The 16,618-nt window shown below is 37.3% G+C and carries 11 protein-coding genes and 1 tRNA gene; 4 read left to right on the forward strand and 8 right to left on the reverse strand.

The genetic code is table 11. The annotated features are described in order from the left end of the window. The first annotated feature begins 18 nt into the window (after positions 1-18). Entirely contained in the window at positions 19-630 is a 612-nt protein-coding gene (locus DB42_RS08805; protein ID WP_044882654.1) for an ATP-dependent Clp protease proteolytic subunit, read from the forward strand. A gap of 103 nt (positions 631-733) precedes the next feature. After that, positions 734-1,543 carry a diaminopimelate epimerase gene (gene dapF / locus DB42_RS08810; protein WP_044882655.1) on the forward strand — a complete coding sequence of 270 codons (810 nt, stop codon included), beginning with the start codon at positions 734-736 and terminating at the stop codon, positions 1,541-1,543. Here the strand turns inward: dapF and DB42_RS08815 are convergent. From DB42_RS08815 to DB42_RS08830, 4 genes are all read right to left on the reverse strand, one after another. Continuing rightward, the gene (locus tag DB42_RS08815) at positions 1,506-2,477 is read right to left on the reverse strand and encodes a histone deacetylase (protein ID WP_044882656.1); all 972 of its coding nucleotides are present in this window, start codon (positions 2,475-2,477) and stop codon (positions 1,506-1,508) included. The genes dapF and DB42_RS08815 overlap by 38 nt on opposite strands. A 680-nt stretch (positions 2,478-3,157) precedes the next feature. Continuing rightward, the gene (locus tag DB42_RS08820; RefSeq protein ID WP_044882657.1) at positions 3,158-5,902 is read right to left on the reverse strand and encodes an NB-ARC domain-containing protein; all 2,745 of its coding nucleotides are present in this window, start codon (positions 5,900-5,902) and stop codon (positions 3,158-3,160) included. A gap of 186 nt (positions 5,903-6,088) precedes the next feature. After that, positions 6,089-8,914: a tetratricopeptide repeat protein gene (locus DB42_RS08825; protein ID WP_044882658.1), complete on the reverse strand. Its 2,826-nt coding sequence runs from the start codon at positions 8,912-8,914 to the stop codon at positions 6,089-6,091. A gap of 93 nt (positions 8,915-9,007) precedes the next feature. Continuing rightward, positions 9,008-10,348 carry a transposase gene (locus DB42_RS08830; protein ID WP_044882659.1) on the reverse strand — a complete coding sequence of 447 codons (1,341 nt, stop codon included), beginning with the start codon at positions 10,346-10,348 and terminating at the stop codon, positions 9,008-9,010. A 956-nt stretch (positions 10,349-11,304) separates the two neighbouring features. Here DB42_RS08830 and DB42_RS11475 point away from each other — a divergent pair. After that, positions 11,305-11,463, forward strand: a complete 159-nt coding sequence (locus DB42_RS11475) for a DUF6496 domain-containing protein (protein WP_164480476.1) — start codon at positions 11,305-11,307, stop codon at positions 11,461-11,463. A 24-nt stretch (positions 11,464-11,487) separates the two neighbouring features. Next, a complete protein-coding gene (locus DB42_RS08835; protein WP_044882660.1) occupies positions 11,488-11,736 on the forward strand; it encodes a hypothetical protein in 249 nt (82 codons plus the stop codon). A 697-nt stretch (positions 11,737-12,433) separates the two neighbouring features. Here the strand turns inward: DB42_RS08835 and DB42_RS08845 are convergent. The 4 genes from DB42_RS08845 to gap form a co-directional block, all read right to left on the reverse strand. Continuing rightward, complete coding sequence (locus DB42_RS08845; protein WP_044882662.1) at positions 12,434-14,077, reverse strand: IS1634 family transposase; 1,644 nt, start codon at positions 14,075-14,077, stop codon at positions 12,434-12,436. Between the two features lie 233 nt (positions 14,078-14,310). Next, positions 14,311-14,393, reverse strand: a tRNA-Leu gene (locus DB42_RS08850). 61 nt (positions 14,394-14,454) lie between these two features. Beyond that, positions 14,455-15,420, reverse strand: coding sequence for a hypothetical protein (locus DB42_RS08855; protein ID WP_052436104.1), 966 nt, complete (start codon positions 15,418-15,420; stop codon positions 14,455-14,457). Positions 15,421-15,508: 88 nt separating this feature from the next. Then, positions 15,509-16,519, reverse strand: a complete 1,011-nt coding sequence (gene gap, locus DB42_RS08860) for a type I glyceraldehyde-3-phosphate dehydrogenase (RefSeq protein ID WP_044882663.1) — start codon at positions 16,517-16,519, stop codon at positions 15,509-15,511. Positions 16,520-16,618 lie beyond the last annotated feature (99 nt).

The raw sequence follows: 16,618 nt of genomic DNA on the forward strand, positions 1-16,618 counted from the left end.
TCTTCGGAGAAGACATCCATGGCTAAAGCAGATAAAGAAAAAGATAACTATAGCAATACATCCTTTACTAGGCTCGAAGATCGTATAGATAGCATAATCCTCGAATCCCGCCGCATTTTTCTAAGTGATGCGGTTGACAGCAATTCAGCCGAAAGCATTATTCGTAAGCTTTGGTATTTGGAACTCACCGCTCCGGGAAAACCTATTTTATTTGTAATCAATAGCCCCGGTGGTTCTGTCGACTCAGGATTTGCTATTTGGGATCAAATTCAACTGATGAAATCTCCTGTTACGACTTTAGTGTGCGGCTTAGCAGCCTCTATGGGCTCAGTATTAAGCCTTTCAGCAGCTCCGAAACGACGCTTTGCTACTCCTCAGTCAAGGATTATGATTCACCAGCCTCTGATTGGAGGCGTGATTAAAGGCCAAGCGACTGATTTAGAGATTCAGGCAAAAGAAATGCTTAAGACACATGAAGCTCTGATAAGACTTTACATGCATCAGACCGGTAAAGACTATGAAACCATTCAAAAAGCGATGGATCGCGATAACTGGTTAAGCCCCCAAGAAGCCCTAGAATTTGGCTTGCTAGATGGCATTGTTCATTCTATAGACGATCTAGAGATGTAAAAATAAAAGAAAATTGCTGATAAGCATTAAGAACGATTACTTTTTTAATTTCATTTTTTCTCCTAATCGGTGATTTTCTTTTAATTTTTTATTAAATTTATTCATGCTATTTAATTTTTCAAAATATTCAGGATGTGGAAATGATTTCATCCTGTTTGATAATCAAACTTCTAAACTTCCTCCTTTAACCCCTACCCTTATCCAAAAATTGTGCGCTCGGCAAAAAGGGATTGGGGCAGATGGGGTTATTCTTTTAGAAGCATCGCAAAAGGCTCATTACAAAATGCGCATTTTCAATGCCGATGGTAGTGAAGCCGAAATGTGCGGAAATGGTATCCGCTGCCTATTCAAGTTTATCCAAGAGTGTGGCATTCAAGAGAAGTGGCTAAACATTGAAACTTTATTTAGTACTTTGAAGGTTAGTTCTGAGGATGAGGATGTAGCGGTACAAATGGGAAGCCCTTCTGAAATACGATGGTCTCTTAATCTTTTTCCTTGGACAATTCATTATTTGGATACGGGCGTGCCTCACGCTGTAATCTTTACGGAGAAACTCGATCTCTTAGATCTTAATGAATGTGGGCGCACCCTACGCTTTCATCCTCTCTTTGCTCCCCGCGGAGCTAATGTAAACTTTGTACAAATAGATGACCAGGGCATTCTTCATGTTAGAACCTATGAACGCGGGGTGGAGCAAGAAACACTTGCCTGTGGAACGGGAGCTACCGCAGCAGCATTAGCAGCTGCCAAGCTTTATGAATTAAAAGGTCCCTTAACTGTGAAAGTCCGATCGGAAGATTTTCTTAGAATTGATTTTGAATATAATAAGGGTTGCTTTACCAAGGTGCGTATGATAGGGCCTGCAAAGCTAGCTTTTAAGGGGACAGTAAACCTTGAACATGCGCTGGAATGATTTCTTTTAAAACTTCTAAGTTATAGCCACCTTCCAATACTGATACTACGCGGCCTTTACAATACTTTTCTGCCAAACCTTTAACACTTCGCGTCAAATCTACAAAATCATGAGTAGTCAAATTAAAGCCTCCTAGAGGATCCTGTGCATGGGCATCAAAACCTGCCGCAATAAAAATAAACTCTGGTTGAAAGCTTTCCATGCTTTCCATAAGCTGGCAACTAAAAGCTTCTTTAATTTTTTGCCTAGGATTCTCGTAAGGCTCGATAGGAAAGTTAAGATTAAATCCTTTGCCTGCCCCTCTTCCTTTTTCCTGGCTTGAGCCTGTACCTGGATAGATTCTTTTATTGTGAGTGCTAAAGTAAAAAACTGCAGGATCTTCATAGAAAATATCTTGTATACCGTTGCCATGATGAACGTCCCAATCTATAATTAAAACTTTTCTCAACCCGTATCTCTGGCAAGCATATCGCGCGCCGATGGCAACATTGTTATATAGGCAAAAGCCCATGCCCTTATCCATACAGGCATGATGTCCTGGCGGGCGTACAAGGCAAAAAGCATTACGTGCCTGGGCAAGCATAACGCTATCTACAGCATTTAATACAGCGCCCACCGCATAGCGTGCAATCTTTTCAGATGCGGGACACATTTGCACATCTCCTGTAGATAGTTGAAAAGAGCCATCTTTAAGGCCGCTATAGATACATTGCTGAACATTATCTTGCACTTCCTGTAGATAGCCAGGGGTATGGCACAGCAAAAGTTCACTTTCTTGTGCTGAACGAGGCCGCAGAATACCACCTCTTTTTAATAGCCCTTGATTTTGTAAAGCTTGTCTACTTACTTTAAACCTGAGAGGAGATTCAGGGTGACTAGGCCCTGTGAGATGCTGAGCAAAAAGAAAGTCTTCTACAATAACCGTAGATAACATACAGTCCTGCAAGCGATTAGAAAATTAAAAGATAAAAAATTATATATATAGAAAGTAGCATAAAATAAACTTATAAAAAATGACTTTTCATTGCTTGCTTAAATTTTTTTTCAAGATAGGAAGGAGTAAAAATTTAAGCCAAAATTTCTCCTAACCTTTTCAAAATGAAAGCTCAAGCTTGTAAGTTCGTTTTCCTTAACGTAATTTCTCGCTTTTACTATTCACTCACTATTTTTAAGTTTATGGACTTAGAGATTATTTTTTTTTCTCTTACCTTTTAACTTTTTTCAAAAGGATTCAAAGCGCCTTTTTTACCTATCCAACATACAAGATACAAGTAGAAAAACCTCTATTTATTAGATAGTTTAAAATTTAAGTTATTGATTAAGGATGCATCAAAGGATGCTTTAATTATTTTTTAAAGACACCCCCATATATTCCACCACTTTACAAGCCTTAGCTTATGTCCCTTGCTGCTCTTGCAATCAGAAGGGTGATGGTACTTTTTTATGATACCATCACCGCGCGATGCCTTCTTTCCGATAAACCACTAAGGTTTAGCCATATGATATACAAATGGCTAGGCTACTTGACGGAGGATGGCAGCTTGAAGCCCGTTCCTCTCTTACCTTTGTAAAAATCATTAAACAGTTTATTTTCATTAGAGGAGGCAATCGTTCTTAACCAATTAAGGTAGCATCGTTTCTAAAAGCTCCTTTAATATCGGCTATCAAAGTTTCTTTTATCATTTCTGCTTCGCTAAGGGCAGGGATTGAGAGCTTGGTTAGCCCTTTGCCTCCTACTTGGTTATATAATTGAATAGAACGTGTGTTAGCTTTAAAAGCTTTATCCAAACGGCCTTTTTCCCAATAAAGCTTAGTAAGATAGTAGTTAGATTTAGCACAAATTCTTAAATCGGCCTCAGACAGCTCTACGGCTTTTTTAAAACAGTTTTTTGCTTTTTCCAAATCTTTAAAAGGACAATTTTTATCTAAGAAAAGCTCCCCTAATACCAGATAAATTTCTCCCGCCTTTCTGTGCCCTGATTCCCTCATTCGAATGGCTCCTTGAAAAGATGTGCCCTGTTCAAGCCCACCTTTTTCAAGCCTTTCTAAAGCTTTTTGATAATACATTACGGCTTCATCTTCTTTAGAAGCTGCCTGTGCTAGTTTAAGATAAACTCTACCTAATTGAAGATTGCAATACCTTTCGTTAGTTATGTCTTGCTCTTTTCCTAGCGGTGCAAATCTTTTTTCTTGAAATAAATCTAAATAAAGCTTTTCTGCTTTTAACAAATCGTCTTTATTCCCTTCTAAAAGAAGCCAGCCTGGCCCTTGCCTTTGGAAAATTAAAAGGTCTACAGGATTTGGGTTTATATAGACATCAGCGTTTTTCGCCACTTCTTTTTGAATGTCAATGGCTTTATTAAAATACCTTTCAGCTTGCTCCCATTCTCGTGCATGAAAATGAATAATACCTAGATAATGAAGCGTTTGAGAATAAAGCGCGGGAAGCTCTGGATGGTCTTTTAAAATTTTGCAGATTTCTTCAGCTTCTTGGTCTTTAAGCTGCAGCCCTGCAAGCTCTAAGCTTTTCTCAAAGGCCTGGCGAGCTTCAAAAAAATTATTAGATTGCAAATGGTAATTACCAAGTACATTGCAAACATGCACAAAGTAATGTTTTAATTCATCGGTTACTTGATGGTCTGTTGCAGATTTTGAAAGAAATCTCCATTGGTTTTCAATAGCTTTCGTTTGGTTGTAGCTATCTTTAGAACCCACATTCAGGCTATAAGTATCCTTAAGCATCCCAAGAAACTTTTTTAAAACCTGTTCAGTCTTTTTTTCTTTATTCATTTTCTCAAGAAGTAACTCTTGCAAGGAAGAATGAACTTCCCACCCTTCAGCCCCCTTTCTAGCAATCAACCCATAGCCTTCCAGTATATCCAATAGAGAGGTCAGTGACTTAGAATTCTCTACTTGGCTTTTGCACCAAAGCTTCAAAAGAGATTCTTCAATCAAATGAGGGTTTAAGAAAGGAATGATATTAAAGAGAACTTTCGATTCTCTTCTTTGTTTTTCACATGCTTCTATGCTTAAAGAGAGTACAGCTTTTAACATGTGGCTAGCATCAACTGCATGCATAGAAGCTTCCTTAGATATTCCCATTAAGCTTTTTAGCTTGTCACTATAAGCGGTTACTATAGAATCGAACGACTCCGCTGGTTTAGCCGCTTTTAAATACAGTGCCGCTTGCTTCAAAGCTAAAGGTAAATATAAAAGCTGTGACGCAAGATCGCGTTTTGAGTTGCTGGCTTGCTTAAGAGCCCAATGATCATCTCCTAGATTAAGCTGGAAAATCTCTAGCGCTTCTTCTTCGCTAATCTGATTTACCTGCATATCAAAAGTTTTTACCTTATTTAGCTTCTCTCGGCTAATCATTAAAATCTTGCCTTTAGAATTTTGGGGGAGAAAAGCTTGCAGCTCTTCATAATTCTTAGGATCCACGTTGTCAATAACAAAAAGCCAATCAGGCCTTTGGGCAAGCTTTTTATTGACTTCTGCAATAATCGTCTCTTGTGGAGCATGCAGTGGTACATGGACGCCTAGCTCTGCGGCAAATCCCCTATAAGATTCAAAAAAGCTTTCAATATCTTTTATATTTCCGAAGAATGGAGTACTTATCTTATCCTCTTGAGCTTTCATTTTCTGTTCATAATGCTCTATATATTGCTTAGCTAAAACGGTTTTTCCTGAGCCACCTATTCCTGTAATCGCCAGTTTTTGAGGGGTAGCTTGTGAGGAGCCAAAACTTTGGTCTAACTTATCAATATTTTTTGTCTGCACCCACACTTCTTTATGAGATAAGATTTCCTCTGGCACGCTAATATGATTAATTTCTACTTTTAATGATTTTTTTGCCTGATCAGTGAAATGTGAGCGAAGTAAATGATAGGCTAGACCACTGGCTGGTATCCACACACCCTTTCTAATTATTTCAAAAGGGGTCATATTTTTAAAACCTTGATATTTCTTGCTCACAAACGTCTGAAAGGTTTCGCCGGGCCCATTTTTTTCACTTTTACCTTTTACTTCCACATGCAACTTCTTTAATTCTCTAAATACTTTAGAAGAACTTTGCTGCGGCTTAACATTTAACTTTTTACTGTAAAAGCGTTTGCTTTTAGGCCACGGAAAACAAGTCTTCTGGTTAGAATGGCCTCTTGAAATGGCATATTTGGACATTTTACTATAGCTGGATGGATGGCTTATCCGAAGGCTTTGTAAAGCCACAGGAATGGATGTAGAATGAAAAAGAGCAGAGGAAATAGGCTTATTTACTGCCCTTGCAGATAAAGAACCTCCTATTTTAGGATAAAGGCCTTTACTTAACGGCGAAGCTGATCTAGAAGAAGAAATTGACATATTATTAAAACCCTTTAGATTAAAAAATTATTTTCAATAAAAAAACATACAAAAAAGTTATTTCTATAAAGAAGATATTTATAATAACTTTTCATTAATAAAATATCAAACAATTTAAAACTATAAATCATATACTGTATTTAACATTTAATTTATTACTTATAACTTATTAGGGATTACCGGGATTTAAAAGAATTTTCGTTGCTTATTGATAAGCCATGCCTCCTGAAAGATATTTACACAAAACTTGAGTTCAATTCCAAGCGCTTTGTTAATATAATCTGCTGCTTTGTCTAAATTGCGTTGCTCCTGGTAGACTTGTCCTAAGTTACTGTAACACATTGCCACCGTATAGCGATTTTCACCATAAACCTTAAGGAAAATAGCGAGAGCTTTCTTGACATACTCAGCCGCCTGCCATAAATTGCCTTGCTCTTGGTAGATTTTTCCTAAGTTATTGTAACACATTGCCATCGTAGGGTGATTTTCACCATAAACCTTAAGGAAAATAGCGAGAGCATTCTTGACATGCTCAGTCGCCTTTTCTAATTTACCTTGTTCCTTGTAGATATGCCCCAAGTTGTTATAAGCTGCTGCCAGGTGATTGTAAACTGTTATCACATGCGAATGATTTTCATCATAAACCTTAAGGAAAATAGCGAGAGCTTTCTTGGCATACTCAACCGCCTTTTTTAAATTATCCTGCTTATGGTAGATGTGTCCCAGGTTGTTATAAGCTGTTGCCACTTGAGGATGATTTTCACTAAAAAGCCTAATGTTAATGACGAGAGCTTTTTGTGTATACTCAGCCGCCTGTCCTAAATTGTTTTGTTGTTGATAGATTTGTCCCAGGTTATTATAAGTTGTTGCCACATAAGGATGACTTTTACCAAAAAACTTAAGGTTAATGGCAAGCGCTTTCTTGACATACTCAGCCGCCTGCCCTAACTTGCCTTGTTCGTTGTAAAGCATTCCCAAGTTACTGTAAATTATTGCTACCGTATGGTGATTTTCACCATAAAGCTCAAGGTTAATGACAAGCGCTTTCTTGAAATACTCTGCCGCCTGCCCTAACTTGCCTTGTTTTCGATAGATCCCTGCAAGGTTGCTGTAGAGTGCTATCAAAAGGGGATGTTTTTCATTAAAACGCTCAAGGCTAATTTCGAGAGCTTCTTTAACGTACTTAGCGGTTTTATCTAAGCTTTCTTGAGCATTATAAATGATTCCAAGAAAACCTAAAATATAGGGGTCTTTTGGATTTGCTTTTCTTGCTAATTGATAAAACTTTTTTGCTTTTTTATGTTGAAAAAGCCTTAAGGCTATATTACCTTGAGTCTCCGGTGAGTTATCTTCTAAACTAGAGAATTTAAGTTTTTTTTCATCACCTGCTAAAAACTCTTTTATGGCTTGATGAAAAGGAATAAAGATGCGATAAATTTTTTTTATTTTTTCTAAGGCTTCAAGGTCTAATGCAAACTGCTTTTTAATGAGTTCTGGTTCGTCGAAACCAAAGGGTTTAATCAGAGGATTCATCATCTCTTGTTGCGCTTGATAATGAGAGTAGGTCTTAAGGCGTATAAATAGCGCTATACCCATCCAATCCTTTAACTTTTCGGCGGCGCCCTCCGTTATAACCCTTAACTCACTTAGCTTATCAATCCTAGTAAAGGTATCGGAAGCTGTGACTTTTTTGAGAAGGGCTAACCGGTCTAAAGCCAAATGAGGAAAACGATAAAAATCATTTTTTACTTGAAAAAGCATACCCTGCCTGCCTAAATCACTCATTCCTGGATTAAAGGCTTCCATATCAGCTAGAACAAGGTGTTGCTTGGCTAAATACTGGCGCAGATCAAGGCTTTCTTGATAAAGGATAGTAAGCTTGTTCTGAACATTTTGTCTGTATTGCTCAGTTAGCTCCTCATTGCCTAGCAAATGAGTGAAGTTTAGCAACTCCATAGGAAGATGAGGCTCTTTTTCATGCCACCACTGGCCTTTTTCGTCTTTAGCCACATATTGAGCCATCTTTTCAGGGGTTTGAATAAGTTCGAATGTCTTGCCATTGCCAAAGGGAGTTTTACAGCCTTTTCCTTCTACACCCGCCCCATCGAACGCAAAGCCACGCGGTGTGACATTATCAAAAAAATCTATAGCTTTTAAGCAAGGAATATTCAAAGCAGGAAGAATGGTTTCTCCTAGATTAATGACTTTCAAGTGAATCAAAGTGGTCAGACGCTTAAAATACTCTCTATTTATTGAGGTATCCTCTTTTATAAGAATGCCGAATTCAACATCGGAATAAGGGGTAACCTCTTCTCTAGCTAGAGAACCAAAGCCTATCATGGCATACTCGCAAGGCTCAGCTCCTAGGGTATCAACACTCTGCTTTACAAGAATTTCAAAGAAAGCTTTTATCTCTTGAGCGACCTCAACATAAAGCTCTCTAACTGCCATGGTAGACGGGGTTTCTGGTAAAGTGTGAATTTGTTTCTCTATTTTACTTCTGAAATCCTTTAATTTTTGGCGGTTACATTCAAATTGATTTCTTAGTAGATCATGGCTTAAATGTTTTTCCTCATACAGTTTGCTAAGTAAGTTTTGAATTTTAGCAAGCTTTTCTTTAAGAATCTCCTGCTCCTCGGCTGGAGAAAGACGCATAGCATAATTATAAAGCCCTGCGGCTTGCAGAAGTGTTTCAAAAGTGCCTTTTTCCACATAAATGTCCCCTAGTTTTTCTATACAAAGAGCTTTTTTAGTAGAATCATGCCGGTGAATAGCAAGTTTTAAAGCTAAAGTATAGGCTTCTCCAGCTAAAAAGCTGCCTTCAATTAGCTGCTTCCATTCTTTACATACCAGCCTTGCTCGGCATAAGTCTTGGCACCCCAATTTTTTGAAAATTTCTAAGCTAATCTCTGCATAGGGGCCTAATTTTAGATAAGGCTGTTTTCTTCTTTCTATTTCCTTAAACTCAGTAAATATAAAAGAGTTAATAATACCAGGATTTTCTATACTCATTTACTTACCACCTTTTTTTCTAGGTTTATTTTTATTTCCTTGCCAACTGTAAGCGGTCACGAGGTATAAAAGATTCTATAGATAACGAAAGGTTTAGGTTGCTTGGTACGCGCTGCATATAGCATCTGCCAGAAAATCTAGAATAAATTTTCCTTGCCGATAAAGAGTTTCGATCCAGTTGTTTAGCACTTCTCTCCATCTTTTACCATGAACAGCATGTCTACCTAGACACAACTTACGCGCAATCACTAGGTTTCTTAAAGATTCTTCAGCCGCATTGTTGGTCATAGGAATCTCAGGATCTTTTAAGTAAGCACGAAAATATTTAATCTGCTTCTTAGTGCTGCCCTTAAACTGAAGGTCTTGCAATTTCTCTTGTATGTAACGCCAGTTAAGATACCCATATTGTTGCCAAGTAGACGGACTAATTTGTCCTTTTTCTAGCCGATGTTTATCTTTAAAAAGCTCTTGTAATGTATCGCATACGGTTGCTAAGCGTTGTGTATCGTCTAAAGATATGTTTGACTGTTCGGCTTGTCCTTGTATGTTACAGATAAGATGAGCTAGGCAATACTGTCTGATCTTTACCTCAATCTGATGATTAGCTAAACCTCGATCACTTATTAGACAATGGATTTGCTGACCGACTAGCGCCTTTAGAGTAAAGCTATTTTGATAAGGTCTTAAAGCATACGCAATCACATCTCCTACGCTTAATACCAGTAGATGCTCATTAGCGGCTGCATGACGCCAACTCGTCGCATCTATATACAAGGGCTGCCGTGTAGTAATGGCTGCTTTAATAATTGTTTCATAAGCTGAAGAGAGCAAGGTGGCGGTGAGAGCTTTAACTTTGCAGATAAGACCTTGACTTAAGACTATTTTAGGCAATAAGGCAGTAATAAGTGTCCGTACCGCACGATGCTCTTGACGATACTGCCCCATAAGCAGGTTAGTAAGATTTTCCTTCTTAAGGCCGAGCAAGAATTGCTTATTTTCTTTAAGCTCAGGGCTTGATTCTACCTGACAATGCGGCCATCGGCATGTCACTAGATCGATTTGGTGTACCAAAGGTTTAATTTCATGAAGCTCAATCTGTTGCCATGAGAATACCTTATCGGTCATTTGCATAGCAGAGGGATACTGCGGGCAAACTTTTAAGCAACGCGCATCGTGAGAGATAACAGCACTAGCGGGTAACAAATCGCGGTTAGCGCCAGGATGATAAGGTCGATTTTCTGTCTTAAGTGTTGATGAACGGCTGGCTTTTCGATCCGTAGAGGGAGGCTCGGAGCTATTCTTGGAATTTTGATTAATTTGTACATCCAACTGAGCCATGCGCACTTCAAGCTTGCTGATAATTTTTTTTAGTTTAATCACCGCAGCTTTTAGCTCTGCATTCTCTTTAAACAGCTGTTTGTATGATGGTTGCATACTATTGAATATATGATTAAGCAAATATAAGCTCTACAAATTATTTTACTTATCAAGAAATAATTGATTACCTCCGTGACCGCTTACTTCTATATAGCTTTTCATAAGGTATATAAGAAGAAAATAATACTGTTTCTTTTTTAAATAAATCTATCTGAAATTATGTGAATTCAAAAAAGCAGTCAAAAAATTTCTTTTGAGGAAAAGGTTTATTCTTAACACTTTAAAAAAACATATATTTTTTAAAATATATTGGATCTAGTCTCGGCAATATACGCTAGGTAAATTTCCTGATTAGCCAAAAAAGCCTTATGTCATCACCTATATCATTAGCTCCTAACAATTTCCTTTCTGTTTTCTTTAACTTTGCGGTTGCTAAAAACTATGAAAATACATCTAATTATTATAGGAGCATGTAAAGAAAAAATGAATTTGATAAGAGCATGCTCAAATAAAAGGATAAAGTTAATTTTTTTATCAAGTCCTGATGAAAATAGAAGAATTTATGTGAGCAAATTGTTTTTACATTAATATCATTACAAAACTGCTAGAAAGTAAGATGGCAATATGGGTTCAACTAGAAAATCAAATATGCTCTATCGGCTAGCTGACGTTAATCAGCTATAAATTTAGCAAATCAATTGCCAAAAAAGCAGAAAGCCTAATGAGCATTAATTTTACTAGAATTAGCCCCTCGTGGACACAATGCCATCCTACGCAAACAATCATTTGACTCAATTGGAGGGTTTTCCAATAATTAAAAAATTATTTAAGAATAACAAACCAGATGTGAGGTAAAAATTTAATTTAAAAAAAGCTGTTCATATATAGCCTTAAAAGATTTTTTATCTATTTATTAAGTTGGATTTTAAAAAAAACAAAAAAATTGCTATGTATAATCGCAAAACTTTGATAAATATATTTTTATTAGTAAGAAAAAATAGAGGAGGCTTTTTATGCCCTTAAAAAAAGGTACCAGTCGTAAAACAATTAGCGAAAATATCCGCACAGAAGTACATCATGGCAAGCCACAAAAGCAAGCTGTGGCAATTGCTTTAAATGAAGCCAGAAGGTCTGGCGCAAAGATTCCTAAAAAAGGAAAAAGTAAAAAATAACTGTCAAATATAAGGAGAACATAGATGGCAGCAACAAAAAAACCAGCCGCTAATAAAACAACGGCTAAAAAAACAGCAGAAAAAAAGCCTGCTGTAAAAAAGCCAGTTGCTAAACAAGCGGTGGCTAAAAAAACGTTAACTGTAAAGAAAACGGCAGCTAAGCCTGCTCCTAAGGCAGCCGTTAAAAAGCCTATTGCAAAAAGACCTACTGTAAAAAAAGCTGTGGTGAAGAAAACTACGATTGCGGCTAGGAAAAAAGCTGTGAGCCGGTAAATTTGTATGCCTAACTTTGGTAGGGTAGCTTTATTATTTCTCTACCAAAGTTTTTATTCTCTTAAAAATTTTAAGCATGCTTTGATTGATTTTACAAGCTCTGAAGAGCATCCAATCAATGGATTAAAAAAGGGTATGCTAATCTCAAAGAGCTTTTCAAAAAGGCAATTTTTATCCTTCTACTTATTGAAGAATTTTAAGATCTATATACTACGCTTTTAGGCGGCTTCCTACGCAATTAAATGATTGAGAAAAACTAGTCTCAATTTAAAAAACAGCTATAGAAAGTTGGTTCTCTTTTGAGGAGCTATAAGGGTAGTTTTTGCTAAAGTGCATTGATGGGATACTTTTCTCAAATCTTTCGGGACTATAGATGACGATCATCTAAGTACGGCTTTCTACATAGATTAAAAATTTCTTTGGCGCTGTTAATCCATGAGCCATTCTATGTATATTAGACGATGATAGATTACTGGCACTTTAGCTTTAATAAAAGATAATCAATTTCCTAGCTATTGGATATTAGTTTTGATATTGCACAAGTTTGCACACACAACTTTAAAGTAACACTCTTTCCGTTTTTTCTAAAGCCATGCATATGAAATGCAGCTTACTAAAGACATATTGAAATGTTAGCACCCGACTTTGACAGTTGTTTTTTTAAGTAGTTATGCCTAAGTGGATTAAGTCTCAAAATTCAGACACAACAGTTGGCTGTTTGAAAAGATTTTAAACCATCAAGAGAAATCCCCAATGTTTTAAAAATACAGATGGCGTCCTCAGAAAGTGCTGAACGTATCACATTCTTTTTATTTGAATTCCGATCTTCAAAATGCATGGTATGCACACTAGCCAGAGCATAATTGATTCTATCAGGCGTTAATGGCGTGCCATTTCTTTTCAAGAGCATTTCTAGAAACCTTTCAAGAAATAAATTCATAAAACATAATAATATATGGGTTTTTATTCGATGGGGTGACCAGTGAAAAATTGGACGCGTTTTAAGTGTGCATTTGGCGATTCGAAAAGCTTCTTCTACCTGCCAAAGGTCTTTGTACCTAGCCAAAGCCTCTCGTACGCCAAGTTGAGAGCTGTTTGATACCGCAATACCGTGAAAACCATCCCATTTAGCATCTTCTGCTATTGCCGGCTCATCAATTGTTAAGAGGGATCCTTTTTTTATATTTGTGTACTTCTTATAAGCTCCATTGCTAATCACTTTTTTAATAGAAGTCTCATCCGATGAATTACAAAGCTTCTTTTTGAGTTTTTCAATTACACGTTCTCGGTCTTCTTTATCTTTCCTAGCTCTGCTAGGACTGTAAGTAGCAATAAGCAAAGTGTCTTTATATTGAGGATGTTCCATAGTACGGAAAAGAACTTTTTCGTTTTCTACGATAGCTTCTTGATGGGATAATGGCGAATAAGTCGAAAGATCATTAATTTTTAATTTTTTAGACATCGATTTAAGTTTAGTGGCAATGACAAAATGAAATTCTGCATTCTGAAGTGCTTCTATATTTTGCCTGCTGGCTAGGCCGCGATCACATACAACCGTGACGTTTTTAATCGAAAAGCTGTTTCTTAACTTTTCTAAAACAGGAATCAGTGTTTTTGTTTCGGCTAGATTTCCTTTAAACACTTCATAAGCAATGGGCAAACCGTGTACATCTACCACTAAAGCCAGAACGATCTGAACCATATGATATTTTTGATCTTTGCTAAAACCAAAATCTTTAATCTCATCTTGCACCACACTTTCAAAGTAAAGGGTGGTGACATCAAAAAAGAAACAATCTACAAGCTTTTCAGAAAATTTACATGCGGTGCTAAACGCCTCTTTTTGAATGTCCGCCTCCAGTGATTCCATTGCATCCATTGTTCGATAGATATGCTGCAAGTCAATTCCTTGAAATCCATGCTCTTCTTGCCGTTCATAGGTGCGCATTTTACTACTAGGACAATCAAAACGCTGAACAAGAATCAATTTTACTATTTCTTCTAAAGCAAATATGTTTTTTCCTTGAGCTTGATGAATGACCTTTGAAAAGCCAGATAATTGCATTAATTCGTTAATAACTATCCCGTACCCATCATAGTAGGTTTTTTGATGAATCAAATCTTGCACAGCAATCTTATCGTCGGGTGGAAGTCCTTCTTTTTCAAGCTTTTGAATGAGATGATCTGCAAGTTTTCGAAGTTTTATAAGGTCTTTTTGACTTTTTATTACTCCCAAGGATGCAATAATCTTTTGTTTAACTTTTTTGCCTTCACGAATACCTGCAACTATTTGAAGAGTTGGATGCTTAGATTTTTTAGAGGAGGTCAATCGTATATACATGTAGAACATTATCCATAAAAGTATATAATTGTAAATCCAAATATTTAGGCACAACATCTAAAATAGAAGTGCATTGATTATCAAGAGCTTAAGGTGGTTTTAATCTTCCAACTGTCAAAGTCGGGACTAAAGACATATTGAAATGTTAGCATGGACTTACCAGCTGCAGAACACACGAGATTACGAAAAGGAACTAATGTGAGAAACCGTAAGGTGAGCTAATAATAAAAGGATGCTCGGAGTCGGACTCGAACCGACACAGGATTGCTCCCGAGGGATTTTAAGTCCCTTGTGTCTACCATTTCACCATCCGAGCAAAAGGTAAGCGATAAGATAACGACATTTGACTTTAATAGCAAGCCAAATGTCGCAATTATTTATTCTTTGTGTTCTTCTGGATTAGTAGGCTCTTCCGTAGATTCTTTTATTTCAGTCGTTTCTACTGAAGGTAGAGGAGAAGAAGTAGGCTCGCTAATATCATCCCAAAAAGAATGAAAAGAACTATTTTGTTCCTCAGAAGACAAGGGCTTAACTTCTGGAGCAGGCTCTACAGCAGGAGGCAGCTCACTTTGCTCTTCTTTAAAAAATTCTTCAACTTCTTCACTGTCTCCTTCAAATTCCTCCGTGATGCTATGAAGAACTTGAACTTCATCATCTTCTTTAGTCTCTTCTCGCGTATAGAAAGCATTTTTAAAAAGTATGTTTTCTTTGTACCTTCCAATGGTCTCTGAAATTAGTGTCGGAGGAGGAGGCAATAATCCACTCATGAAAGGAACTGTAGGCTGCGCTAGGGGCTGACCCTCTCCTGCTACTTTTCCCTCTAATGAACAAGCTACATCTAGTTGCCCTACATCTTCTAATGATGATATAGCTTCAGTGCCTCCTAGATCTTCTTTAATTTGCTCCTCTCGGCCTCGGCGGCGCCTTTGCTGCCGTCTACGATCACGCTTTTTTTCTGCCCGATTGTCATTAGCAGCAACTTGCTCTTCTGCAATAACGTTAGATTCCTCCATAGCCGCTGGATCCATTTTATCTATAGGCATTTCCTTCACGGCCTTAGTCTCACGTCCTCCTCCTATCTTGATAGAACGCTCCAAGCCCACATTTTTAAGTACCATGCGTGCTTCCCGCACTTCTAAAATCTCATAGTCGTTTGCGGGCACAAGAAAAGATTTTGGCTTTTCTAAGGAGCGAAAAAAAATAGCAGTACCGAAAGAAACGACTTCTAAAGCATCTACGAAGTATTCTTCTTGTCCCACATTTTTGCTATTGCGAACAACAATTTTGCACCCTTCCTTAGGCGTAATAACGGTTTCAATAATAGGTTCTCGAGTAAAATCCACAATTAATTCAATCCTGTTTAAATTTGCATATATATTAGACTTTCAAAGAAGTCTACTTAAGAAGCAACTACTTAACTATATGTTAATATTACTCTTTCGAAGCCATATAGGCTAAAAGCTCAACACATCTACAAGCATACCCCATCTCATTATCATACCAAGCCACAATTTTATAGAAGGTATCGTTGAGAGCTATGCCTGCATCTTTGTCAAATATTGAAGAGTATCTGCTTCCAATAAAATCACTTGACACAACCGGTTCATCACAATAGCCTAAGATACCTTTCATGTGCCCTTCTGAGGCTTTCTGCATCTCTTGGCATATTGATTCATAACTAGTTGGTTTGCTCAGTCTCACGGCTAGATCGACAATAGAGACATCCACGACAGGGACTCTCAATGCCATACCCGTAAGTTTTCCTTTCACTTGAGGAAGGCATAAAGCTACAGCTTTTGCAGCTCCAGTCGAAGAAGGTATAATATTCTGACTAGCAGCCCTGCCTCCCCTTAAATCTTTATGAGAGGGTCCATCAACTGTAGGCTGTGTAGCTGTCATAGCATGCACAGTCGTCATTAGACCTTCTTCAATTCCAAAACTCTCTAGCAATACTTTAGTAATAGGTGCTAAACAATTAGTCGTACAAGAAGCATTCGACACAATTTTGTCATTTGCTGGATTATATTTTTCCTCATTAACACCTAAAACAATAGTAGCAACTCCCTCCCCTTTCGCAGGCGCTGATATTAAAACTCTCTTAGCTCCTGATTTTAAATGCTTACCTGCCTCATCAAAAGAAGTAAATAAACCTGTTGATTCTAACACATAATCTACTTGAAGATCTTTCCAAGGAAGCTTTTGAGGATCTTTTTCAGCGATAACTCGTATTTTTTTTCCATTAAAGAGAAGATATTCTCCTTCCTCTTTAATTTCCCCTTTAAATTTACCATGTACTGTATCATATTTTAATAAATAAGCCAAATTGCTGGGAGAAACAACATCATTAATGGCTACCACTTGCATATCATTTCTTTCACTAATTAAGCGAAAAACCAAACGACCAATGCGGCCAAACCCATTAATGGCAATTTTTAGGGACATAGCTAGATTCCTTAAAAAGTCATAGTCATCCTTTTTATCATAGATGAGACTTAAGGAGAAAGTAAAGGAAATAATCTTAGCAAAAGTTCAAGCGCGTTT

Source organism: Neochlamydia sp. EPS4 (assembly GCF_000813665.1).
GTDB lineage: Bacteria > Chlamydiota > Chlamydiia > Chlamydiales > Parachlamydiaceae > Neochlamydia.

Coding starts and splice junctions, on each gene's coding strand:
- DB42_RS08805 (WP_044882654.1), top strand. CDS start 19: ATGGCTAAAGCAGATAAAGAAAAAGATAACTATAGCAATACATCCTTT.
- dapF (WP_044882655.1), top strand. CDS start 734: ATGCTATTTAATTTTTCAAAATATTCAGGATGTGGAAATGATTTCATC.
- DB42_RS08815 (WP_044882656.1), bottom strand. CDS start 2,477: ATGTTATCTACGGTTATTGTAGAAGACTTTCTTTTTGCTCAGCATCTC.
- DB42_RS08820 (WP_044882657.1), bottom strand. CDS start 5,902: ATGTCAATTTCTTCTTCTAGATCAGCTTCGCCGTTAAGTAAAGGCCTT.
- DB42_RS08825 (WP_044882658.1), bottom strand. CDS start 8,914: ATGAGTATAGAAAATCCTGGTATTATTAACTCTTTTATATTTACTGAG.
- DB42_RS08830 (WP_044882659.1), bottom strand. CDS start 10,348: ATGCAACCATCATACAAACAGCTGTTTAAAGAGAATGCAGAGCTAAAA.
- DB42_RS11475 (WP_164480476.1), top strand. CDS start 11,305: ATGCCCTTAAAAAAAGGTACCAGTCGTAAAACAATTAGCGAAAATATC.
- DB42_RS08835 (WP_044882660.1), top strand. CDS start 11,488: ATGGCAGCAACAAAAAAACCAGCCGCTAATAAAACAACGGCTAAAAAA.
- DB42_RS08845 (WP_044882662.1), bottom strand. CDS start 14,077: ATGTATATACGATTGACCTCCTCTAAAAAATCTAAGCATCCAACTCTT.
- gap (WP_044882663.1), bottom strand. CDS start 16,519: ATGTCCCTAAAAATTGCCATTAATGGGTTTGGCCGCATTGGTCGTTTG.